The 22,694-nt window shown below is 34.0% G+C and carries 16 protein-coding genes; 9 read left to right on the forward strand and 7 right to left on the reverse strand.

Translation table 11 applies throughout. The features are described from left to right. Positions 1-34 precede the first annotated feature (34 nt). The 4 genes from LQ189_RS02830 to htpG form a co-directional block, all read right to left on the reverse strand. Positions 35-565 carry a transposase gene (locus LQ189_RS02830; RefSeq protein ID WP_230154165.1) on the reverse strand — a complete coding sequence of 177 codons (531 nt, stop codon included), beginning with the start codon at positions 563-565 and terminating at the stop codon, positions 35-37. A gap of 177 nt (positions 566-742) precedes the next feature. Continuing rightward, complete coding sequence (locus LQ189_RS02835) at positions 743-1,474, reverse strand: LytTR family DNA-binding domain-containing protein (protein ID WP_230154166.1); 732 nt, start codon at positions 1,472-1,474, stop codon at positions 743-745. Next, positions 1,471-2,496, reverse strand: a complete 1,026-nt coding sequence (locus LQ189_RS02840; RefSeq protein ID WP_230154167.1) for a sensor histidine kinase — start codon at positions 2,494-2,496, stop codon at positions 1,471-1,473. Before LQ189_RS02840 ends, LQ189_RS02835 begins: the two co-directional genes overlap by 4 nt. Before the next feature lie 870 nt (positions 2,497-3,366). Beyond that, positions 3,367-5,253 carry a molecular chaperone HtpG gene (htpG, locus tag LQ189_RS02845; RefSeq protein ID WP_230154169.1) on the reverse strand — a complete coding sequence of 629 codons (1,887 nt, stop codon included), beginning with the start codon at positions 5,251-5,253 and terminating at the stop codon, positions 3,367-3,369. 181 nt (positions 5,254-5,434) lie between these two features. Here htpG and LQ189_RS02850 point away from each other — a divergent pair, with 181 nt between their 5' ends. From LQ189_RS02850 to LQ189_RS02860, 3 genes are all read left to right on the forward strand, one after another. Then, positions 5,435-5,911, forward strand: coding sequence for a lipocalin family protein (locus LQ189_RS02850; RefSeq protein ID WP_230154171.1), 477 nt, complete (start codon positions 5,435-5,437; stop codon positions 5,909-5,911). A 13-nt stretch (positions 5,912-5,924) separates the two neighbouring features. Next, positions 5,925-6,620: an OmpA family protein gene (locus LQ189_RS02855; RefSeq protein WP_086454065.1), complete on the forward strand. Its 696-nt coding sequence runs from the start codon at positions 5,925-5,927 to the stop codon at positions 6,618-6,620. A 103-nt stretch (positions 6,621-6,723) separates the two neighbouring features. After that, positions 6,724-7,671, forward strand: a complete 948-nt coding sequence (locus tag LQ189_RS02860; protein WP_230158615.1) for an ABC transporter ATP-binding protein — start codon at positions 6,724-6,726, stop codon at positions 7,669-7,671. Positions 7,672-7,771: 100 nt separating this feature from the next. Here the strand turns inward: LQ189_RS02860 and LQ189_RS02865 are convergent, their stop codons facing one another. After that, a complete protein-coding gene (locus tag LQ189_RS02865; protein ID WP_230154173.1) occupies positions 7,772-10,183 on the reverse strand; it encodes a S9 family peptidase in 2,412 nt (803 codons plus the stop codon). A 271-nt stretch (positions 10,184-10,454) separates the two neighbouring features. Between LQ189_RS02865 and LQ189_RS02870 the strand changes: the two genes are divergently transcribed. Both LQ189_RS02870 and LQ189_RS02875 read left to right on the forward strand, forming a co-directional pair. Then, on the forward strand, positions 10,455-11,462 hold the full coding sequence (locus tag LQ189_RS02870) for a 3-oxoacyl-ACP synthase III family protein (protein ID WP_230154174.1): 1,008 nt from the start codon (positions 10,455-10,457) through the stop codon (positions 11,460-11,462). Positions 11,463-11,594: 132 nt separating this feature from the next. Further along, entirely contained in the window at positions 11,595-12,590 is a 996-nt protein-coding gene (locus LQ189_RS02875) for an isoaspartyl peptidase/L-asparaginase family protein (protein ID WP_230154175.1), read from the forward strand. A gap of 202 nt (positions 12,591-12,792) precedes the next feature. Here the strand turns inward: LQ189_RS02875 and LQ189_RS02880 are convergent, their stop codons facing one another. Continuing rightward, positions 12,793-15,201: a TonB-dependent receptor domain-containing protein gene (locus LQ189_RS02880; protein WP_230154177.1), complete on the reverse strand. Its 2,409-nt coding sequence runs from the start codon at positions 15,199-15,201 to the stop codon at positions 12,793-12,795. Between the two features lie 293 nt (positions 15,202-15,494). Here LQ189_RS02880 and argS point away from each other — a divergent pair, with 293 nt between their 5' ends. After that, positions 15,495-17,273, forward strand: a complete 1,779-nt coding sequence (gene argS, locus LQ189_RS02885) for an arginine--tRNA ligase (protein WP_230154179.1) — start codon at positions 15,495-15,497, stop codon at positions 17,271-17,273. Positions 17,274-17,400: 127 nt separating this feature from the next. Here the strand turns inward: argS and LQ189_RS02890 are convergent, their stop codons facing one another. Further along, complete coding sequence (locus LQ189_RS02890) at positions 17,401-18,315, reverse strand: DUF6607 family protein (RefSeq protein ID WP_230154180.1); 915 nt, start codon at positions 18,313-18,315, stop codon at positions 17,401-17,403. 97 nt (positions 18,316-18,412) lie between these two features. Here LQ189_RS02890 and LQ189_RS02895 point away from each other — a divergent pair, with 97 nt between their 5' ends. The 3 genes from LQ189_RS02895 (at position 18,413) to ffh (ending at position 22,694) form a co-directional block, all read left to right on the forward strand. Further along, positions 18,413-20,488: a TonB-dependent siderophore receptor gene (locus tag LQ189_RS02895; protein WP_230154182.1), complete on the forward strand. Its 2,076-nt coding sequence runs from the start codon at positions 18,413-18,415 to the stop codon at positions 20,486-20,488. 19 nt (positions 20,489-20,507) lie between these two features. After that, complete coding sequence (locus LQ189_RS02900) at positions 20,508-21,140, forward strand: HmuY family protein (RefSeq protein ID WP_230154184.1); 633 nt, start codon at positions 20,508-20,510, stop codon at positions 21,138-21,140. Between the two features lie 195 nt (positions 21,141-21,335). Next, a complete protein-coding gene (gene ffh / locus LQ189_RS02905; protein WP_158727661.1) occupies positions 21,336-22,694 on the forward strand; it encodes a signal recognition particle protein in 1,359 nt (452 codons plus the stop codon).

The following is a 22,694-nucleotide window of genomic DNA, read 5'->3' on the forward strand; positions in this document are numbered from 1 at the left end:
TACCGCACGAATCCTTTCGTGTGGCACTTTCTACTTAAACACGAAATATCCTAAAAACGATGACATCATCAACTAACCCTTGTAGTACTGCATAATCAATAGCACTACTATACACATAATCTTCTGGTTTGTAAACTAAACCTTCTTCCACAGAGTTATTATGCACATAATCAATTTTTTGTTGAATAACTTTATTACTCCAAAGTTCGATTGGTTTGTTATCATGTCGCCAAAACTGATAGTGCTTTACGTTAGAACTTTTTTCAGCTTCTTTCTTAAAAAAATCTAACAAGAACTCTTTTCTACTTTCCCTAGAATTTTCTTGAATACTTTTTACAATAGATTGACTAGTAAATCTTTTCAAATCTCCAATCAGTAATTCTGATTTTTGATCGTTTATACTTCTAAAAACTAAATGCACATGATTACTCATTATGCACCACGCATGAATTTCTAATCCTTTATTTTTTTGGCAAAAAACCAAACTTTCTAAAAACAAATCTTTATACTCGTTCCTAGTAAACACATTTAGCCAACCTACCACTGCAAAACTTATGAAATACAATCCCTCAGGATTATGACCCGAGACGATAGTCGAACAGGCGAAGTAAATTTATAATCTCTACTCATAAATATATCATTTATGTCATCAAATTAGATTCTTTAATTTCGCACCACACGAAAGGATTCGTGCGGTAGCGGGGGAAGTCAGAGATATTCGCACAGCAGGGTACTTATAACTTTATTGTTTGTAGAATTCCAAAAATGCCTTTACTCTTGATCGACTTATTTTGAAATCATCAGATATATTTATAGTTGTGAGGGTTAAATTAAAATTAGATATCTGCTTAATGAAATTTTTATTGATGATAATTTTTCTACTTATTCTGAAGAATATTTTTGGATTCAATTGATTTTCTAAAAGTTCTAAAGATTGACTTATTATGTAGCTTTTAAAATCTTTTGTAGTCAAAAAAGTAGTATTATTTTCGCTCTTAAAATACACAATTTCTTCCATAACAATTTTCTTTAAAGCACTTCCAGTAGATACCAAAAAAGAAGTTTTAAACTCTACTTGTAAAGCATTCTCTAATGTTTTTAAATCATTTTGGTTGGTGTTCAGTAAATTATTATTTTTTATCTTTAGAAATAATTTATCAAGTCTTTCAGCAGCGATGGGTTTCAATAAATAATCAATTGAATTGTATTCAAAAGCTTTTAATGCGTATTCATCAAAAGCAGTTGTGAATATTATTTTAGATTGAATTTCAACTTTTTTAAAAATTTTAAAGCATAAATCATCTCTCAGTTTTATATCCATAAAAACTAAATCGGGATGATGGTTATTTCGAAACCAATTTACAGCCTCAATCGTAGATTGTAAAATAGTAAAAACGGTTATGTTTTTTTCTACTAATAATCTTTCTAAGCGTTTTCCTGCCGGAATTTCATCTTCTATTATAATTACGGTCATTTGTCCTGAATTTTAACAATGGGTAATTTTACAATAAATAATTCAACGCCATTTATTACTTCTATCTCCTTGTTAATTAGTATTTTATATCGATTATTGATATTTTCTAAACCTATAAAAGTTGACTGAACTTTTTGTTTCAAGTTTTTAGAATTTGAAATTACAAGATAATTATTATCAATATCAAAATTAATTAGCAATGGAATATTTTCATCTAAAATATTGTGTTTAAAAAAGTTATCAATAATTTCTTGTAAGCAAGAGGATAAAATATTGAAATCAGTATCTGTACTAAAATTCAAGTTAAACTCAAATCCTGATTCAAATTTCGATTTATAAATTTCCAAATATTCGTTAATGAAATCCATTTCTTCTTTTAAAGAAACAAAATCTTCTGTTTGATTTTTTAGATAATACCTGTAAACATTTGATAAATTATGACCAAAAGCAACTGCTTTTTTAGGATCTAATTCTATTAATGAAATCATCACATTCATATTGTTAAATAAAAAATGTGGATTTATTTGATTTTTTAGTTCGAGATATTCAGCTTCTCGCTTTGAATTTAATTTTTGTAGGTTCCAAATTTGTCTGTTTTTATTTTTTTTATCCAATCTGAAAAATAGTACAAAAATAATAAAAGCAGGAACAAATAATTGTATAGCATAAAATGAGCCAATAAATCCAGAGTAGAAGTTCATTGAATTTGGAAAACCCAAAAAAGCAATTGAGGGCAATGAAATTATAGAAGTTAAGAATATTATTAAGAGAAAATTACCTTTTACAACCTTCATTTTATTTAATAAATAAATAGAGAAATGAGAAATTGTGGTAACAGATAATGAAAATCCAAACATTTTGAAGAATAATATTCCAAAGGCCTCTGTTATGGAATACAAATTTGAATAATCAAAAATGTAGAAGAATATCAGAAAAAAGGTCAGAAATAAAGTTAAACCCGAAATTAATTTTACGTAAAAAGTCTTACTTTCTTCAAAAATCAAATCGTTTCTTTTAAGCATTTTTTTATTGACTTCAAGAATGAAAATATAAAATAACAAAATCGAAATAGATAAAGACAAACGAAATATATGATAAAGAAAATTAAATTTTATTGTTACATTAGAGAGATAAAAATAGTCAAAATATAGTTCCGAAATGGTAGTAAAAACAGTTAAACAAATTATTGCAGAAGTGACTTTTTTGAAGAAACTACCTTTAATTTTTTCAAAAACATAAACACTGCTAAATGATATATTTAAAAAGAAAGTAGCTACAAAATAATTGATTCTCATATTGGATAAATCCGATAGTGAGCCCCTAGATATAACAAATATAGAAATGATTAGTACTGGCAACAAACCAAGAAGTAAAAATTTTTGAAATGATTTCATATTGATATTATTTTAAATTCATTTCAAAAATCATACTTTAAAGGATCAATTAAAAATTAAAATTTGTGAACGGTTAGTATTTTCTTGTGAATGGTAATTTTACTGCAAAATATCCAAACTTCCTTTCCGGCTCCTTGAATTCTTACTTTTTAGCACAAAATGTTATTATAACTAGTTGCTGAGAGAATGTCTGTGACTTCGCACGCTGAAATTTGAAGTCCCATCTCACCATATTCATTTCTCAAATATATTAAAATAATCTTACAAATTGTGTTTTAAAAAAACGACTTTGTAAATATTATCTGTCTCAAATAGCCCCGATAGCAGCGAAAATCCTTTGCGGTGGCGGCAGCCAAAAGCAAAGATTATAGCGTATAGCGGGAGTATACGCCTGCTGAAAATGGCTAATCTGCTCCCAAAAAAAAACCTGCAAGTCCCGATACTTCGGGGTCGCTTGCAGGTTTACTCTAAAAATCTTACGATCTAAAAATATAATATTTATTTAATCAGCTCGAAACTTCTTTTTACAAATGCGGTTAAGGCTTCGCCTTTTAGCAAGTTTTGAGATAGTTTGGCTAAGTCTAGCGCTTGTTTTACTAGGCTTTCTTGAGCGTCTTTGTCTTTGTTGTTTAGGATGCTGCTGGCCAATTCAGAGTTTGTGTTTACTACTAAATTGTACATTTCTGGCATGTTGCCCATCCCGAACATTCCGCCGCCACCGGTTTGGCTCATTTCTTTCATACGGCGCATGAATTCTGGCTGTGTGATGATAAATGGTGCTGAGTTGCTGTCTAGTGCCTCTAGTTGTACGCTGTACGTTTGTTTTGGTACAATAGTTTCTAGAACGGTTTTTAGGCTGGTTTGTTCTTCATCTGAAAGTTTTGAAATGGTAGTTTCGTCTTTCTTGATCAAGTTGTCAATATGGTCCGAGTCTACACGTACAAAAGTCAGGTTGCTGTTGTCGCCTTCAATTTTCTGGATTAAGTGCGAGATAATTGGAGAGTCTAGCAACAATACTTCGTATCCTTTGTCTTTGGCTGTAGCAATGTAAGAGTGCTGCGCATCTTTGTTTCCTGCGTACAAGATCACTAGTTTGCCATCTTTATCGGTTTGTGTGGCAGCTAGTTTTTCTTTTAATTCTTCTAGCGTGTGGAATTTGCCATCTACGGTTGGGTAAAGTACAAAGGCTCCTGCTTTTTCGTAAAACTTGTCTTCGGATAACATTCCGTATTCCAAAACAATTTTAATGTCGTTCCATTTTTGCTCAAAATCTTCACGGTTTTCTGTGAACAATGATTTTAATTTATCGGCAACTTTGCGCGTGATGTAATTAGAGATTTTTTTAACGGCAGCATCAGCTTGCAATCCTGAACGAGATACGTTCAACGGAATGTCTGGCGAGTCTACCACACCTTTTAACATCATTAAAAATTCAGGTACAATTCCTTCTACGTTATCGGTAACATAAACTTGGTTTTGGTACAACTGAATTTTGTCTTTTTGGATTTGCAAATCAGATCCTAGTTTTGGGAAATACAAAATACCAGTTAAGTTGAACGGATAATCTACATTTAAATGAATGTGGAATAACGGTTCGTCAAACTGCATTGGGTACAACTCGTGGTAGAAGGTTTTGTAATCTTCAGCAGCCAATTCTGTTGGTTGTTTAGTCCAAGCTGGATTTGGGTTGTTGATGATGTTGTCTACAGTGATGGTTTCGGCAACGGCATCTTCTGGAGCGTCTTCTGCCTTCGGCAATGTTTGTGTTTTGGTTCCAAATTTAATTGGAATAGGCATGAATTTGTTGTACTTGTTCAACAAATCTTTGATTTTGGCGTCTTCTAAAAATTCTACAGAATCTTCAGCAACGTGCAAAATAATTTCAGTACCGCGTGTAGTTTTATCAGCTGGTTCTAATGTGAATTCTGGGCTACCATCACAAGTCCAGTGTGCAGCAGGCTCATCTTTGAATGATTTAGTAATGATTTCTACTTTCTCGGCTACCATAAAAGCAGAGTAAAAACCAAGACCAAAATGTCCGATAATTCCAGAATCTTTAGCGGAGTCTTTGTACTTGTCTAAGAACTCTTCGGCTCCTGAGAAAGCAACTTGATTGATGTATTTTTCAACCTCATCAGCAGTCATTCCTAAACCTTGATCGATGATGTGGATTTTCTTTCCTTCTTTGTCAATTTTTACCTCGATCATTGGGTTGCCATATTCTACTTTGGCTTCGCCAATGCTGATCAGATGCTTTAATTTTAAAGTGGCATCGGTACCGTTCGAAATCAATTCTCTCAAGAAAATTTCGTGGTCGCTGTATAAAAATTTCTTGATTAAGGGAAAGATGTTTTCTACTGAAACATTAATTTTACCTGTTGTCATATTTTTTAAATTTTAAAATTAAATTGGTTACCAATCAAGCTTTCAAATAGAATACCAATTGTAAAAAGGGTGACAAAATGGCGTAAGCGTTAATTATGATACAAAATGTTAAAATTGTGAAACATAATTTCAAAAATGCGTAGTACCTTTGTGTAAGTATTAATTCATTAAATGTATCAAAATGAAAAAAATTATTTTAGTGTGCGCCTTAGCCGTTTTGATGTTTGCTTGTAAGTCAACATCAGCTACGAGTACCAAAACAGATAGAAAATCTCAAGTAGCCATAAAAGGAGACTGGGTTATTAGTGCAGTAACATATCCAGGATCTCAATATGTGAAAGTAAATAGTTTTCAATTAGCAGACTCAGAGTGTTTTGTAGGAAGTACTTGGAAATTTGTGTCAAACAATAACAAAGGAACTATGGCTTTGACAAAAGCAAATTGCGTTGCATTTAGTTCACCAATTACTTGGTTTGTAAACGATCAAGGTCAGTTTGTTTTAAAAGTTTTAGACGCTGGGGAAAAAGCAAGAAAAGTGAGAGATGGTTATATTTTAGGTCTTGCTAATCAAACGGAAACTTCGTTTCAACTAGTAGATAAAATAGATGTAGCAGGAAAAATGACTGATGTAATATATCAGTTTCAAAAAACTAACTAAAAAATAAGATAACATGAAAAAGATTTCAGTAGTTGCTATAGCAACAATAATGGTTTTAGGTTCTATTTTTACAAGCTGTGAGGCTGTAAAAAACACAAACAAAACTCAAAGAGGAGCAGGAATAGGTGCTGTTGCAGGTGCTGTTCTAGGTGGAGTTCTAGGTAACAATTTAGGAAAAGGTGGTAATGGTGCTATGGGTGCTGTACTAGGAGGAGTTATTGGTGGTGTTGCAGGTGGCGCTATTGGTAATAAAATGGACAAGCAAGCACGTCAAATTGATGCTGTTCTTCCAGGTGCTGAAGTAGTACGTGTAGGAGAAGGAATTAAATTGGTTTTGAATGAAAATGCAGTGCGTTTTGATACGAACAAATCTACATTGACTGCTGCTGCAAAAGCTAATCTAGATAAATTAGTTCCTGTTTTTGGAGAATATCCAGATACTAATATTACTATCTACGGATACACTGATAGTACAGGTCCAGCGGATTACAACTTGAAACTTTCAGGCGATAGAGCTGCATCTGTGCGTAATTACTTGTCAAGCAAAGGAGTTTCTGCAGCTAGATTTAAAGTAACAGGTATGGGTATTGCTGATCCTATTGCTTCTAATGAAACTAATGAAGGTAGAAGCCAAAACCGTCGTGTAGAGTTTGCTATTACGGCTAACGAAAAAATGATCAAAGATGCTGAAGCTGAAGTGAAAAAATAAGCTTAAAATACGTTAAAAACTAGAGCTGTTTCTTTTTAGAAGCAGCTTTTTTTGTGCTTAAAATTGATTTAAAGATTGTAAATTTGCACTTTAATTTTTGATGATGCTAGAAATAAAAAATATACACTTTTCTTATAGTGACAAGCCTGTAATAACTGACATTAACTTTACGATTGAGAAAGGGCAAAACATTGCTATTATTGGGGAAAGTGGTTGCGGAAAAAGTACCTTACTCAAACTGATTTATGGTTTACTGGATCTCAATAGTGGGTCAATTAGTTACAACGAAAAACCAATACTGGGTCCCAAATACAACTTGATTCCGGGCGTTGATTATATTAAATACCTGGCTCAAGATTTTGATTTAATGCCGTATACCACCGTTGAGGAAAATGTGGGTAAGTTTTTGTCGAGCGCTTTTTTACCTTTAAAAAAACTCCGAATTCAAGAGTTACTCGAAATGGTGGAGATGACGGAGTTTGCCAAAGTAAAAGCCAAAGATTTAAGTGGTGGACAGCAACAAAGGGTAGCCTTAGCCAAAGCTTTGGCATTAGAGCCAGAAATTTTATTGCTAGACGAGCCCTTCAGCCATATTGATAATTTTAGAAAAAATGCTTTAAGACGCAACTTGTTTGCCTATTTAAAGAAAAAAGGAATTACTTGCATCATAGCCACACATGATAGTGTGGATTCCTTATCTTTTGCAGATGAAACTATTGTGTTGCAGCAAGGACAAGTAGTGATCAAAGGTGCTTCAAGAGCTTTGTATGAACTTCCAGCAAATAAATATGTAGCGTCTCTATTTGGTGAAGTCAATGAGTTTATGCTTTCACAAATTATAGATATTGACCCGGCTGATGACGAATATTTATTGTTGTATCCGCACCAATTAAAAGTAGTAGACAATGCAAAAATGACAGCGGTTGTAAAGCAATGTTATTTTAGAGGCGGTCATTTTTTAGTTAAAGCTGCTTTTGATAGAAGAGCTATTTTCTTTGAGCATGACACGGAATTAAACTTTAATCAAGAAGTCAACTTGATGTTAGCGTAAAGCTAAATTTTTTTCCTTTTGATATAAAAAAACAATCCCCGAAACCAGATTTGATTTCGGGGATTTTTGTGTTTAAAAACTTCGCTTCATCAAGCTGCGTTTAGTTTTTCAAATGTTTTTCTAAAAACTGATCTTGTTCCCACAACAAGTGCAAAATATTTTCTTTGGCTGCATAACCATGACTTTCTTTTGGTAAAATCACCATTCGTGCTGGAGCTCCAAGTCCCTTCAGTGCTTGAAAGTAGCGTTCTGTTTGCAAGGTAAACGTTCCCGGATTGTTATCAGCTTCACCGTGCACCAATAACATAGGTGTTTTCATTTTGCCAGCATTCATAAAAGGCGACATCGCTGTGTATACTTCTGGACTTTCCCAGTAATTGCGTTGCTCACTTTGAAAACCAAAAGGAGTTAATGTTCTATTGTAAGCGCCACTACGTGCAATTCCACATGCAAAAAGATTAGAATGTGTTAGTAAATTAGCTGTCATAAAGGCGCCGTAAGAGTGTCCGCCCACAGCTACTTTTTTGCGGTTAATGTATCCTAAAGCATCAACTGCATTAATAGCAGCCTCAGCATTATCAACAAGTTGTGTGATAAAATTATCATTTGGCTCCGTAGTTCCTTCACCAATGATTGGGAAAGCAGCATCATCCAGCACCACATAACCTTTGGTTACCCAGTATACAAACGAACCGTAATTTGGAAATGTGAATTCATTTGGGTTTTGCGTACTTTGTCCCGCTGAATTTTTGTCTTTGTACTCTGCTGGATACGCCCAAATTAACAATGGCATTTTTTCTTTTTTAACTTTGTCATATCCTACAGGTAAATATAAGGTTCCAGATAATTGAACTCCATCTTTACGAGTGTATTTAATCACTTCTTTATTAACGTTTTTAATACTTTCAAAAGGATTTTGGAAAGTAGTGATAGGTGTTAGTTTATTTTTTTGCTTGATGTTTCTCAAGTAATAGTTTGGATATTCGTTTTTAGACTGAATTTGGACCAAAACCGTACCTTCTTTTAAGTTTTCAATTTCAAGAATATCTTCTTTTTTGTCCGTGTACGATGAGGTGTATAGTCTCTTAGTTTGCAATGTTTTTAAATCCATTTCACTAATAAAAGGGAATTGTCCATTTTTTGTAAAACCAGCACCTATTAAAAAAGTTTTGTTGTTTTCTATAGCCAGTACATATCTGTTGAATTCGTTTTTGCGCGTTTCAAAATTTCCAGGATCTGAATACACATCTTGCGAATTTCGGTCAAAAATTACTTTAGGTGCTTGTTCAGGAGCTGCAGGATTGATGAGGTACGTTTTTGTGTTTCTCGTATCATACCATTCATCCATCAGTACCGCAACATTTTCAGTACCCCACATGATGCCGCTAAAACGTTGCGGTGTTTTTACAAGCGTATTTGCAGGAGTGGTAAAAGGTGCGTTCCACAGCAGGACTTCATCTCTAAAATCAACTTTGTTCGCTGGGTCACCACCATCAAGTGCTTCTACATAAACTAATGTAGCAGGTTTATCTGCTCTCCAGCTCATGTTTCGTTTTCCTTTGCGTACGGCCATAAAACCTTTCGGGATAATTTCAGTCAACGGAACTTCGTTTACTGTTTTTACCTCATTTCCGTCCTTGTCAAACACCACTGATTTACTTGGAAAACGACTTAACGGAACAATATATGAAAATGGTTTTTGAATGGTAGTAAGCATCAAGTAATTGCCATCAGGCGAAAAGCTTTCTCCGGCGTACATAGCTGCTTTTTTGAACAAAGTTGCCGTTCCATCTAAACTAACTTTGTACAACTCAGAGGTCATGATGTTCTCAAAATTGATCTCATCATTGGCGTTTTTCAACATGTCAGGATAGGTTCTGTTTTGAGATTTAGATCCATCAGCATTAGAAATAATGGGTCCTGTAGGTAAATCTTTTTTAGAATCTAGTAAGGCTGCTCTATTTTTAGGGAGCATTTTTACAAGAAGTGTATTGTTATCTTTCATCCATACAAACGGACTTCCAATATTAGCGTTTAAGTTTGCCTCGGTTACTTTTTTGGCTGTAGCCAATGCCACGTCGATAGTCCATAACTCAACACCGGTTGCGGCAGTATGCGTAAATGCAATTTTTGAATCATTAGGTGACCAAGAAATATTACTGATACGTGGGTTTTGAGGAAGACCAGCAACTTGTACTTCATTTTGATCCTTTACTTTTCTAATTTTTAAGTTGTTCACATAGGTAACCGTACTTGAAATGTTTGTAGTAGGATTGATGCGCAAACCTCCTAGTCTAAGTTCGTCTTGATTCAAATCGTCAAGCGACTTGTAGGTGTTTCGATAAGATAATAAAAGGTATTCTTTTTTAGTATCCATTGACACAGATGGAGCTCTTTCATAATCAGCAAGAGTCAAGATAGATGGAGAAGGTTTTTGGTAGGTTAAATTTTCCTGTGCAAAAGTCTGTAAACTCATACCAAGGAAAAGAAGTAAGGACATTCTTAATTTCATAATTTTAATGATTTTAAATTAGCTTGAATAGTATCTATTTTTAGTCTGCATGCTCGCTTTGTTGTTACATTTGTTTTTGTTAAACTTTACTATCTCTTATTTTATTGTAAAAAAAGGTTTTCTAAGTTCAACGTACATCAAGGGAGTTGGTATTTTGCAATGGTTCAAAATGCTTAAAACTTGTAATTTGCTAAAAAAGTGGTATTTTAGCACCCTGAATTTTAGAGTTAGTTCTAAATTTGCAATCTGATTTTAATAAAACAACAATAATATGTATCATTCAAAAATAGCAGGATTGGGTTATTATGTGCCTGAAAACGTGGTTACAAATGACGATTTATCCAAAATCATGGATACCAACGATGAATGGATTCAAGAGCGTACCGGTATTGAAGAGAGACGCCACATTATAAAAGGTGAGGACACAACCACATCAATGGGGGTTAAAGCAGCTGAAATAGCAATTGAACGTGCTGGTGTTGCTAAGGATGATATTGACTTTGTAGTTTTTGCAACATTAAGTCCTGATTATTATTTTCCTGGCCCAGGTGTTCTTGTACAGCGTGATTTAGGATTAAAAACAGTTGGTGCTCTGGATGTTCGTAATCAATGTTCGGGTTTTATATATGCTTTATCTGTTGCAGATCAATATATTAAAACGGGAATGTATAAAAACATTTTGGTAATTGGTTCAGAGGTACATTCAACAGGATTAGACATGACTACGCGTGGTCGTGGCGTTTCGGTAATTTTTGGAGACGGAGCTGGTGCCGCTGTATTAAGTAGAGAAGAGGATGAAACCAAAGGTATTTTGTCTACACACTTACATTCAGAAGGGCAACATGCTGAGGAATTAGTTGTAAAAGCTCCAGGAATGGGTGGCCGCTGGGTGACTGATATTTTGGCAGATAATGATCCAGATGATGAAAGTTATTTCCCTTACATGAACGGACAGTTTGTGTTTAAAAATGCTGTAGTTCGTTTTAGCGAAGTGATTAATGAGGGACTGCAAGCGAATAACTTGCAAGTTTCTGATATTGATATGTTGATTCCTCATCAAGCAAATTTGAGAATCTCTCAATTCATTCAAAAGAAATTTGATCTATCGGATGACCAAGTGTACAACAACATTCAAAAATACGGTAATACAACCGCAGCTTCTATTCCAATTGCTTTAACTGAAGCTTGGGAAAAAGGAAAAATAAAATCAGGTGATACAGTAGTTTTAGCTGCTTTTGGTAGTGGTTTTACTTGGGCTAGTGCCATTATCAAATGGTAAACGAAACCCCAGATTAATGAGGGTAGTCAAAAATAAGATAAAGAAGTCTGTGCAGTTTGTACAGACTTTTTTTTTGGAAAATAAAAGCTATTTTTATACACCAGTTATGTCAACTACTAAACCTATTTAATTATGGCAAACCGCAGAAATTTTTTAAAAACAACAGCTCTTGCCTCAGCAGCTTTTGCGTTGCAAGCCTTCAAAGGTAAAGCGGAAACAGAAGATCCAGCAGAACCCAAGAAAATCAACAAACCAATTGTGCTTTCAACTTGGAATTTCGGTATGCAAGCGAATGTGGCTGCTTGGGATGTTTTAAAAAATAATGGGAAAGCGCTGGATGCTGTTGAGGCTGGCGTGAAAATTCCCGAAGCTGATCCAAAAGAGCGAAGTGTAGGTTATGGCGGAAGACCAGATCGCGATGGCCGAGTTACTCTGGATGCTTGTATCATGGATGAAAATGCTAATATTGGATCTGTGGCGTGTTTAGAGTTTATAAAGCATCCTATTTCTGTGGCACGTGCAGTAATGGAAAAAACACCTCACGTAATGCTCGTTGGAGATGGAGCTCTTCAATTTGCTGTTTCGCAAGGGTTTGTCAAAGAAAATTTATTAGTAGCTGACTCAGAACGGGAGTGGAAAGAATGGCTTAAAACGAGTGATTACAAACCTATTGCTAATATTGAAAATCACGATACCATTGGTATGATTGCGCTTGACGCCAATGGAGATTTATCTGGTGCATGTACCACAAGTGGCATGGCGTTTAAAATGCATGGCCGTTTAGGAGATTCGCCCATCATAGGCGCAGGTCTCTACGTAGATAACGAAATAGGTGCTGCCACTGCTACAGGTCATGGGGAAGAAGTAATACGTATTACAGGTTGTCACTTAGTGGTAGAACTAATGCGACAAGGGAAATCTCCACAAAAAGCATGTGAAGAGGCAGTTATGCGCATTGTAAATTTGACCCAAAAAAGAAATAAAAATCTAAAAGACATTCAAGTTGGTTTTATAGCCTTGAACAAAAAAGGGGAGTACGGATCGTATTGTATTCAAGGTGGTTTTAATTATGCGGTACATGATGCAACAGGAAATCGCCTAATTGATGCTTCTCATTTTTTGAAATAATAAACCTTAATGAAAATAAAAAATTCGGAGTGGCATACTCCGAATTTTTGGGTAACAAACTATTAAAACTAACTTTTTAGTATTTGAAAAGCATTTTTGAATTCAAAAACAAATTAGACAATTGAGTTGATAAAATAGGCAACTGACTCATCATGTTCTTTATATGCTATCAAAAATGAAAATTTTGTAACACTATTTTTTTCTAGAACAGACCTCCTCCTTGTTTGGTGTTGTCTTCTCTTTGTTTGCGCTGCAGGTTTTTAGTTTTACCTCCGCCAAAAGCATAATTGAAACCTACAAATACGGATTGACTTTCCCATCTAAATTGACCTCTTTGTGGATACGGATTTTCACCTTCAAAACCTGCTTTCATGGTGTTGAAAATATCATTGAAACGGATGCTTAATGTAGCCTTGTCTTTCAAGAAAGAGTAGCGTCCACCAGCGTCAATTTTGTACATTTCTTTGTTGTTAAATTGAACACCATCAACTCCAGATCTATAAAAACCAAATAATAGAAAACGTAGACTTTTACTAGCTTTGAAATTACTATTAAAACGAGCATTAAATGCTGCTGCGGCAACTTCTTTGGTAACCAAATCGAATGAGTTTGTAGCAGTGTTTATTTGAGATACAAGTCCTTTCTGGTTGATGTTTGAGTAATCTATTGCAGGTTGAATATCCCACCAACTATTAATTTTATAATTCATAGAAACTTCAAATCCATAGGCAGTGTTGTTGTCAAAGTTGTCAAAACTTAAAATTTGTTGGTCTTGATTTTGAGGATCTGGATAAATGATTCGGTTGATTTCATTTTGAATGCTTCTTACAAACAATCCGGTGGTTAAAGATCCCTTTGAAAGTGTCTTCGTGTAATTAAATTCTATTGAGTTTGTAAATTGCGGGTCCAATTCCGGATTTCCGATAGAGGTTAATCTAGGCGAACTAAATTCTCTCAGGGGTTTTGTTTGATCTATTCCAGGTCTGTCTACACGTCTGCTAAAACTAATTTGGAGTTGGTTTTTTTCAGATGGGGAGTACGTCATAGACGCTGATGGATACACCGTAAAATAATCATCTTTGTAAGCAACGGTGCCGTTTAGCATTGCTTTTACATGATAGCTTTCAAAACGTGCACCCAATTGGTAACCAATTTTTTTGAATTTTTGTCCATAGGTTGCATAAGCCGAATAAATGTCTAAATCATACGTGTATTTTGAATTTGTCAAAGCAGCGTTGTTTGTAGCATAATCGTTATCGGTGCGTAAATTTCTGCTTTCTGCACCAAGCTCTAAATTTGTTTTTTCGTCAAGAGGATTCGTGTAATCAAGATTTACGATGGTGTTAATTCTTTTTTCGCCAAGGGAATCATCATAAGCGCTACTTGGTATGCTAGGATTGGTATAGGTGTTGCGAAAACGTGCTATTTGATCTTCAGAGAAAATACTGTGATTTACTTCTAAGTCAAGTGTTTCTCCTTCTTTGCTTGTTAAGTGTTTTAACGCTACGTTATACGTTCCATCGGTGTTGTCAGTTAGGTAATTAGAATTTAGAAGTATATTTTGTAAAGCATTGGGATTAGTGATACTAATATCAATTATTCCGTCACTTTTAAAAATATTTTGGTTTGTATAGCCAGACAAGGTGTTTTTATCGTTGATGTAATAATCCATTCCAAATTTTACAAGGTGGGACTTGTTATCATTCTCCACATCAAAAATTTGATTGGAATTATCATCTAATCTGGATATCATACCCTCGTTAAATCGGATACCAAAATTATTTCCATAAGTAGAGAAAAAATTCACTTTTCCTGATCTGTAGTTCATGTTTAGGGTGTTGGAAATCTTTGGAGTTTGGGCAAATGTTAATCCAGAATTGATGCTGGCATTCAAGCCGTCATTTGCATTTTTATGTAAAACAATATTGATAATCCCAGACATTCCCTCAGGATTGTATTTTGCACTTGGGTTTGTAATCAGTTCAATTTTTTTGATAGAGGCTGATGGGATTTGTTTTAATAATTGCGAAGCCTCAATGTTACTGGGTCTTCCGTCAACTAAAACACGCACATTTTCATTTCCTCTCAAGGAAATTTTACCATCTTGATCTACATTTACAGAGGGGATATTACTCATAATCTCAGATGCGGTGGCTCCTGCGGTAGTCAAGTCTTTACCCACATTAATCACTTTTCGATCTATTTTTTGTTCAATGGTTGAGCGTTCTGCTATAATTTCGACTCCTTTTAGTTGTATAGCGTCTTCTTCTAGAATTATGGTATTGAGATTGGCCGATTTTTGATCTATAGAAAGTACAACTGGTTTATAAACAGTTTTATATCCCATAAATTGAATTTCAACGGTATACTTTTTTAGAGGTAAATTTTTAATGCTAAAAAGTCCTTTCTCTGAGGTAATTTCGCCGGTTAGCACTTTGCCGTCTTCTTTTACAACTACATTTACATATCCAAGCGGATCATTAGTTTGCTTGTCGATTATTTTTCCGGTGATTAGTCCAGAGTTTTCAAGTGGCGAGGTTTTACTTGAAGTTTGTGCTTGTACAGTAAACAGCGTTACCATAAAGCAGATAATTGATAGTTTCAATTTCATAATTAATTTGATTTGATTGATTTGATTGATGAGGCAAATGTATTCTTTTAAATAATACTATGTTAAACATAATACTGTTTTATGTATTATTTAACATTTAATTAATATTTGGAACACAGTAACCTTAATAATAGACTGTTTTGAAGTATAATTGTTACATTAATTTCTAAGTAATTTTGATTTGTTTTGTATTTTTAGTGTATAGGTCTGATTGTGAGTTGTAAATTATGTGAGTATCCCATTTTCAATTTCCTTGATTATGACTATATTTGCTATCTCAAAAAAAATATAAAATGACTTTACCACAAGTTCTTACACCCGCAATAGAAAACGCAATAAAAACCTTGTTTGACGTGACCATTGAAAAGGTGGAGTTTCAAACCACTCGTAAAGAGTTTGAGGGAGATATTACCATGGTTATTTTTCCATTGTTGAAACTAGTAAAGAGTAATCCTGTAGAATTAGGAAATAAAATTGGAAATTATTTAGTAGAAAACGTAGCTGAAGTAAGCCGTTTCAATGTAGTTTCGGGTTTCTTGAATATTGTAATTGCCGATCAATATTACCTAAACCAATTTGCAGGAATAAAAGACAATGCCACCTACGGTTTTGTGACGCCTTCGGCAGATGAAAAAGCCGTTATGGTTGAGTATTCCTCTCCAAATACCAATAAACCTTTGCATTTAGGACACGTTCGTAATAATTTGCTAGGATATTCAGTAGCTGAAATCATCAAAGCTTCGGGTAAAAAAGTATATAAAACTCAAATCATTAATGATAGAGGTATTCATATTTGTAAGTCCATGTTGGCTTGGCAAAAATTTGGTGCCAATCAAACTCCTGAAACTTCAGGCTTAAAAGGAGATAAGTTAGTTGGTAACTTTTATGTGGCATTTGATAAGGCCTACAAAGAGGAAATTAATCAACTAATGCAAGAAGGGAAAACAGAAGAAGAAGCTAAAAAACAAGCTCCGATTATTCTTGAAGCCCAAGAAATGCTCCAAAAATGGGAAGCTGGAGATGCTGAGGTAAAAGCATTGTGGGCTAAAATGAACCAATGGGTTTACGATGGTTTTGCCATTACATACAAGAATCTAGGAGTTGATTTTGACAAGTATTATTACGAAAGTGATACGTATTTACTAGGGAAAGATGTAGTCCAAATTGGGTTAGAAAAAGGAATTTTCGAGAAAGATCCAGACGGTTCTGTTTGGATTGACTTAACAGATGAAGGTCTTGATCGTAAAATTGTGTTGCGTTCAGATGGTACGGCTGTGTATATGACTCAGGATATTGGTACGGCAATTCAACGTGTGAAAGACATGCAAGATGTTGGCGGAATGGTATATACTGTAGGGAATGAGCAAGATTACCATTTTAAAGTGTTGTTCTTGATTCTGAAAAAATTAGGTTTTGATTGGGCAAAAAACTTATACCACTTGTCATACGGAATGGTAGATTTACCATCAGGAAAGATGAAATCTCGTGAAGGAACTGTTGTAGATGCCGATGATTTAATGCAAGAAATGACCGCTACGGCTCAAAAAATAGCAGAGGATTTAGGAAAATTAGAAGCGTATTCACCTGAAGAAAAAGCGAATTTATACAGCACCATCGGTTTGGGAGCATTGAAATATTATATTTTGAAAGTAGATCCTAAGAAACGAATCCTTTTCAATCCAGAAGAGTCTGTTGATTTTGCTGGAAACACAGGTCCGTTCATACAATATACCTATGCACGTATTCAATCTATAATTCGCAAAGCAAATTTTGATTACTCAAATAATGCACAAATAGATATTTTACATGAAAAAGAGAAAGAATTGGTCAAACAATTGGAGCTTTTTCCTGAAGTAATTCAAAATGCAGCCCAGCATCACAGTCCGGCGCTTTTGGCAAATTTTACTTATGATTTAGTTCGTGAGTACAATTCGTTTTACCAAGCAGTGCCTATTTTAGGGGAAGAGGATTTAGAAAAGAAAAAATTCAGAGTACAACTGTCTAAAAAAGTAGCCGAGGTTATTGCGGCATCATTTAAGTTACTGGGAATTAATGTTCCTGATAGAATGTAAATTTAAAACTTTAGATCAAAAAAATTCCGAATCAGTTAAGATTCGGAATTTTTTTTGGGCGAAAGCTAATTTTTTAAATAGTTTTTGCAAACCTAAATGTAATGTACACGATGCATTATATTTTTTTTTAAGATTTAATTACAAAGGAATCTATGATAGCATCAATTTCTGCTTGACTTGCAGTAGGTTTTAGATCAAATAGAAGAGAAAAAAGAGACTTTTTTTCTACTTTTTTGTGCAAATTGATGTCTTTTTTTGAAGCATAAACGCTATTCCATTTATTTCTAATTTTGAGCCAGATGTCCTCGTTTTTCTTCCACCAGTTTTGGGCCACTTTACAGTTAGCATCCGGGACTTTAGTATAGACATCAAAACCTTTTTCTTGAGCCAATAAGATGTCTTTTTGATTTAAATTCCGAATCAATTTGTCGTTATCTTGTTCATGAACCCAGCCCGTTGCTGTTATTTCATGTATGTTTCTTCTTTTTAATACATTGTAGTCATCTCTTTTTGTATGCTCTCTTCTAGGTAAAGGTGCGTCTGTGGTATTTTTCCAATAGTGACTTCCATCAACATGAACCCAACTGGATGAGCCTTCGTACCTAGGACTGTCGTCTACCTGATATACTTTTTGTGTCCATTGTCCTTTTACATTTTTTACAGGTGCTGCGCTGTGTTTCCAAGTTAAATCTTTTTGAAAGTTAAGAAAATCTGTGTTTTCAAATAACCAGTCTTGTCTCCAGTGTTTTACAATGTCATTTTCATTTGGACCTACTATTAATAAATGTTGCATGCTTATTTTATTAGATGAGTCTTCAATAAGCTGAACCCATTCTAAAGCTTTTTCATGTTTTGTTTCAGAAGGTTTATAGGTTAATGAATCTTTGGGATAACTAAAAGTTTCAGCAAAGTTGAATTGAACTTCATAGCAACCGCACATAGACTTGATGGCTGCGATGTCATTTTGTCTAGCATCTGTTTGACTGTTGCTTAATAAGCTTGTAGTTAATGCAATGGAGGTAATGAAAACTTTTGATCTCATATAAATAATTTTTAAGGAATAAATAATTTCGACAAAAATACTATATTTATTTAGAATAAATAAAAATAATATCTACATTTGCTGAAAATTATTAAGAATGCTTCTAAATAGAATATTAAAAATAGGCTTTCCTTTACTTTCATTAGCGTGTTACTCTCAAGGTCAACAGTCAATTGATTCTTTAAAACAGGAACATTTAGAGGAAGTTGTTGTAACAGCAACACGAACAAAAAGATTGATTGCTACTTTGCCACTTCCTACACATATTATATCTGCGGCTACTATAGAAAAGGCTGGCGTAACACGATTAGATGAAATTTTAGCACAACAAACTGGACTTCATTTGACATCAGATTTTGGAGGAGTCGAAGGATTACAAATGCAAGGTCTTGATGCAGCATATATTTTAATTTTAATGGATGGGGTTCCTCTTGTAGGAAGGAGCGCAGGAACATTTGATTTGTCCCGAATAAGTGTGGGAAATATTGATCGAATAGAAATTGTAAAAGGAGCTTCTTCGTCTTTATATGGCTCTGAAGCTTTAGCGGGTGTAATTAACATTATTACTAAAAAGCCAACACATAATAATGCTTCGGGAAATGGATCCTTTAGATACGCTAGTTGGAATACTAATGATGTAAATCTGAATTTGAATTGGAAAAAAGAAAAAATTTCGGCAACACTTTTTACCAATTATTTTTCCTCAAATGGCTATGATTTAGACCCAAAAACGGAATTAAAAACAGTAGAGCCTTATCAAAACACCACCATACAACCCAGAGTATTTTGGGATTTTTCAAAAAATGTCAAATTTACCTTTGGGACACGTTTTTACAATCAATTGCAAGAATATAAAACGATCATAAATGCTATTAATTATGCTGGTAATGCAACAATTTTAGAATGGGATTTACATTCAAAATTAGAACAAAAATGGGGGAATAATGTACAAGTAGACTACGAATTGTATGCCACAAATTACAAAAATAATTCTTTCTTGAATAGTCCTGAAAATATACTTTTTGAACAAAATTATTACAATCAATTGTTGTATCGTCCAGAAATTAGAGCCTTGTTTAATTGGAAAAAAAATAAAATAATAGCAGGTGCGGGTTTCAATCATGAATCCTTAGATAGAACTTATTTTGCTACAAAAGTGGCCGTTCAATCTCAATATGTTTTTTCACAATTGGATTTTAATCCCTCGGAGAAAGTCAATTTTTTGTTCGGAATTCGGTATGACAATAATAGCCAGTTTGCCTCTCAATGGAGCCCTAAATTTGCTATGAATTACAAAGTCAATCCTAGTTTATCTTTCAAAACATCTGTAGGTTATGGTTTTAAAGCGCCTGATTTTCGACAATTGTATTTTGATTTTACAAATTCCTCAGTAGGATATACTGTGCTGGGATATAATGTAGCAGAATCACAACTGAATGTTTTAGAAAAGCAGGGACAGCTGCTGAACAGAATACCTGGAATTAGTTTTGAAAATCCATTAGAGCCAGAAAGTTCCGTAAATCTAAATTTGGGGAGCTTTTATCAAAAGGAAAAACTAAAAGTGGAGACCAATTTTTTTTACAATTCGATATCAAATCTCATCGATACAAGAGTTGCCGCACAAAAAAACAATGGACAAAACGTATTCAGTTACTTTAATGTTGACCAAATTTTTACTTATGGTCTAGAATTCAATTCTACTTATACGTATTCTAAGCAATTTAATGTTTCTTTTGGTTACCAATACTTAATTGCTAAAGACGAGTCTGTTATCAAAGCTGTTGAAAAAGGCACAGTTTACGCCCGAGATCCCGTAACATTAGAATCTTTCCAAATTAAAAAAGCTGATTATTTTGGGTTATTCAATCGTTCGAAAAACACGGCAAATTTAAAGTTTTATTATGCTGTGCCAAAGTTAAAAACCGATTTCAATTTACATGTTTTTTATAAAAGTAAGTATGGTTTATGGGATTCTAATAACAATCAACTTTTAGATAAATACGATGATTTTGTAAATGCTTTTACAACGATCAATATTTCCGCTTCAAAAAAAATGCTACAAAAGTTTACGCTACAAGCAGGTGTCAACAATCTTTTTGATTTTACAAATCCACAAGAAATTAGCACACTTTCGGGACGTTTATTTTTTACAAGATTACAATTTAATTTTTAACACTTTTAATATTTTTATTATGAAAAACAAATTTTCAACCTCTTTTTTTACGATCGCAGTTGTGGCAATCTTTGCAACCTTTATTTCATGTGATAAGGATGATGCTCCACAAAAAGTAGTAGTACTTGAGACAAAAACAGTTTCAAATTTACCAGCTCCACAAACAGGTGGTCAAGGACAACCAGAAGGAGGGCCGTTCACCAAATTTAGTTTTTCTCAAAATGCAGTTGTTACAAATGATGTTTGGGATATTGCTTTTAGAGGGACAAAAATAATTGTTAACGGAGGCTCATTGATTGGTCTTAACGAAGAGCCATCTAGAAAAGGTGTTGCAGCTGTAAGTATTGTAACGGGGTCATTAAGCAGTATTACAGCTATTCCAGCTGCAAATACATTTGTTCAAGATGGTGATAAAACCTATTCCTTTCCTACCTCGGGTATTAATTCATGGTATGATTATAATGCTACATCGCATATTATTTCTGCCAAAGCAGGTAAAGTATACGTAGTAAAAACACATGATGGTAAATATGCTAAATTCGAAATTTTAAGTTATTATAAAGATGCACCCACATCTCCTGATGGCACTTCTATATCTCGATTTTTTACTTTTAAATTCGTTTATCAAAACAACAGTTCAACCTCTTTCTAGAGGTAAAACTGTTTACCTTGAATTCATTTTAGTTGATTTTTTTATTTTTTTTTTGAATTAAAGAGGCTGTTTATTTCAGCCTCTTTTTGTTTTATTCAGATAATTTTAAAAACATTCCTTTTTTTATTACTAATACCTTTTCAACTTCAATACCAAATCATTAATTTTACACCTTAATTAAAGAGAAAAAGAATTATGTTCGATAATTTAAGCGAAAAACTAGATAAAGCCTTCCATATATTAAAAGGTCACGGAAAAATAACCGAAGTAAACGTAGCAGATACTTTAAAAGAAGTTCGACGTGCTTTACTTGACGCCGATGTTAACTTTAAAATTGCCAAAGATTTTACTACCAAAGTTAAAGAAAAAGCAATTGGTCAGGATGTATTAACAACGCTTCAGCCAGGGCAATTATTAGTTAAGTTAGTCAAAGATGAATTGACTGAATTAATGGGTGGCGATGTAGCCGGAATTAATTTATCGGGTAATCCATCTGTTATTTTAATGTCTGGATTACAGGGTTCTGGAAAAACTACTTTCTCTGGAAAATTAGCCAATTATCTTTTGACTAAGAAAAACAAAAAACCTCTTTTAGTTGCCTGTGATATTTACCGTCCTGCAGCGATCCAGCAATTATATGTTGTTGGAGATTCTATTGGTGTTGAGGTATATTCAGAACCAGAAAATAAAAATCCAGTTGAAATTGCTCAAAACGCAATCAAACATGCTAAAGCAAATGGGTTTAATGTTGTCATTGTGGATACCGCTGGTCGTTTGGCTGTGGATGAAGAAATGATGAACGAGATTGAACGCGTTCATAAAGCGATTCAACCACAAGAAACCTTGTTTGTTGTAGATGCTATGACAGGTCAAGATGCGGTAAATACAGCAAAAGCCTTCAACGACAGATTGAATTTTGATGGTGTTATCTTAACAAAATTAGATGGAGATACTCGTGGTGGAGCTGCTTTGTCTATTAAAACAGTTGTAAATAAGCCTATTAAGTTTGTAGGTACTGGAGAGAAAATGGAAGCTATTGATGTTTTCTATCCTGTACGTATGGCGGAGCGAATCTTAGGAATGGGTGACGTTGTTTCCCTTGTAGAGAGAGCTCAGGAGCAATTTGATGAAGAAGAGGCAAGAAAAATCCAAAAGAAAATTGCTAAAAATGAATTTGGTTTTGATGATTTCCTTTCTCAAATTCAGCAAGTAAAGAAAATGGGTAACATGAAAGACTTGGTAGGAATGATACCAGGTGCTTCAAAAGCGATGAAAGATGTTGAAATTGAAGACGATGCTTTCAAACACATTGAAGCTATTATTTACTCGATGACTCCAATTGAAAGAAGTAAACCAGCTGTGATTGATGTAAAAAGAAAGGCAAGAATTGCAAAAGGTTCAGGAACCAAAATTGAGCAAGTAAATCAGCTGATGAAACAGTTCGACCAAATGAGCAAAATGATGAAAATGATGCAAGGTCCAGGCGGAAAAAACCTAATGAAAATGATGGGCGGAATGAAAGGCGGAATGCCGGGAATGCCAGGAATGAAATAA

The sequence above is a fragment of the Flavobacterium sp. CECT 9288 genome (assembly GCF_918731615.1).
Lineage (GTDB): Bacteria > Bacteroidota > Bacteroidia > Flavobacteriales > Flavobacteriaceae > Flavobacterium.

Bases quoted from the DNA above. Each gene is read 5' to 3' on its own strand.
- LQ189_RS02835 (WP_230154166.1), bottom strand. From the start codon at position 1,474: ATGACCGTAATTATAATAGAAGATGAAATTCCGGCAGGAAAACGCTTA.
- LQ189_RS02840 (WP_230154167.1), bottom strand. From the start codon at position 2,496: ATGCTTAAAAGAAACGATTTGATTTTTGAAGAAAGTAAGACTTTTTAC.
- htpG (WP_230154169.1), bottom strand. From the start codon at position 5,253: ATGACAACAGGTAAAATTAATGTTTCAGTAGAAAACATCTTTCCCTTA.
- LQ189_RS02850 (WP_230154171.1), top strand. From the start codon at position 5,435: ATGAAAAAAATTATTTTAGTGTGCGCCTTAGCCGTTTTGATGTTTGCT.
- LQ189_RS02855 (WP_086454065.1), top strand. From the start codon at position 5,925: ATGAAAAAGATTTCAGTAGTTGCTATAGCAACAATAATGGTTTTAGGT.
- LQ189_RS02860 (WP_230158615.1), top strand. From the start codon at position 6,724: ATGCTAGAAATAAAAAATATACACTTTTCTTATAGTGACAAGCCTGTA.
- LQ189_RS02865 (WP_230154173.1), bottom strand. From the start codon at position 10,183: ATGAAATTAAGAATGTCCTTACTTCTTTTCCTTGGTATGAGTTTACAG.
- LQ189_RS02870 (WP_230154174.1), top strand. From the start codon at position 10,455: ATGTATCATTCAAAAATAGCAGGATTGGGTTATTATGTGCCTGAAAAC.
- LQ189_RS02875 (WP_230154175.1), top strand. From the start codon at position 11,595: ATGGCAAACCGCAGAAATTTTTTAAAAACAACAGCTCTTGCCTCAGCA.
- LQ189_RS02880 (WP_230154177.1), bottom strand. From the start codon at position 15,201: ATGAAATTGAAACTATCAATTATCTGCTTTATGGTAACGCTGTTTACT.
- argS (WP_230154179.1), top strand. From the start codon at position 15,495: ATGACTTTACCACAAGTTCTTACACCCGCAATAGAAAACGCAATAAAA.
- LQ189_RS02890 (WP_230154180.1), bottom strand. From the start codon at position 18,315: ATGAGATCAAAAGTTTTCATTACCTCCATTGCATTAACTACAAGCTTA.
- LQ189_RS02895 (WP_230154182.1), top strand. From the start codon at position 18,413: ATGCTTCTAAATAGAATATTAAAAATAGGCTTTCCTTTACTTTCATTA.
- LQ189_RS02900 (WP_230154184.1), top strand. From the start codon at position 20,508: ATGAAAAACAAATTTTCAACCTCTTTTTTTACGATCGCAGTTGTGGCA.
- ffh (WP_158727661.1), top strand. From the start codon at position 21,336: ATGTTCGATAATTTAAGCGAAAAACTAGATAAAGCCTTCCATATATTA.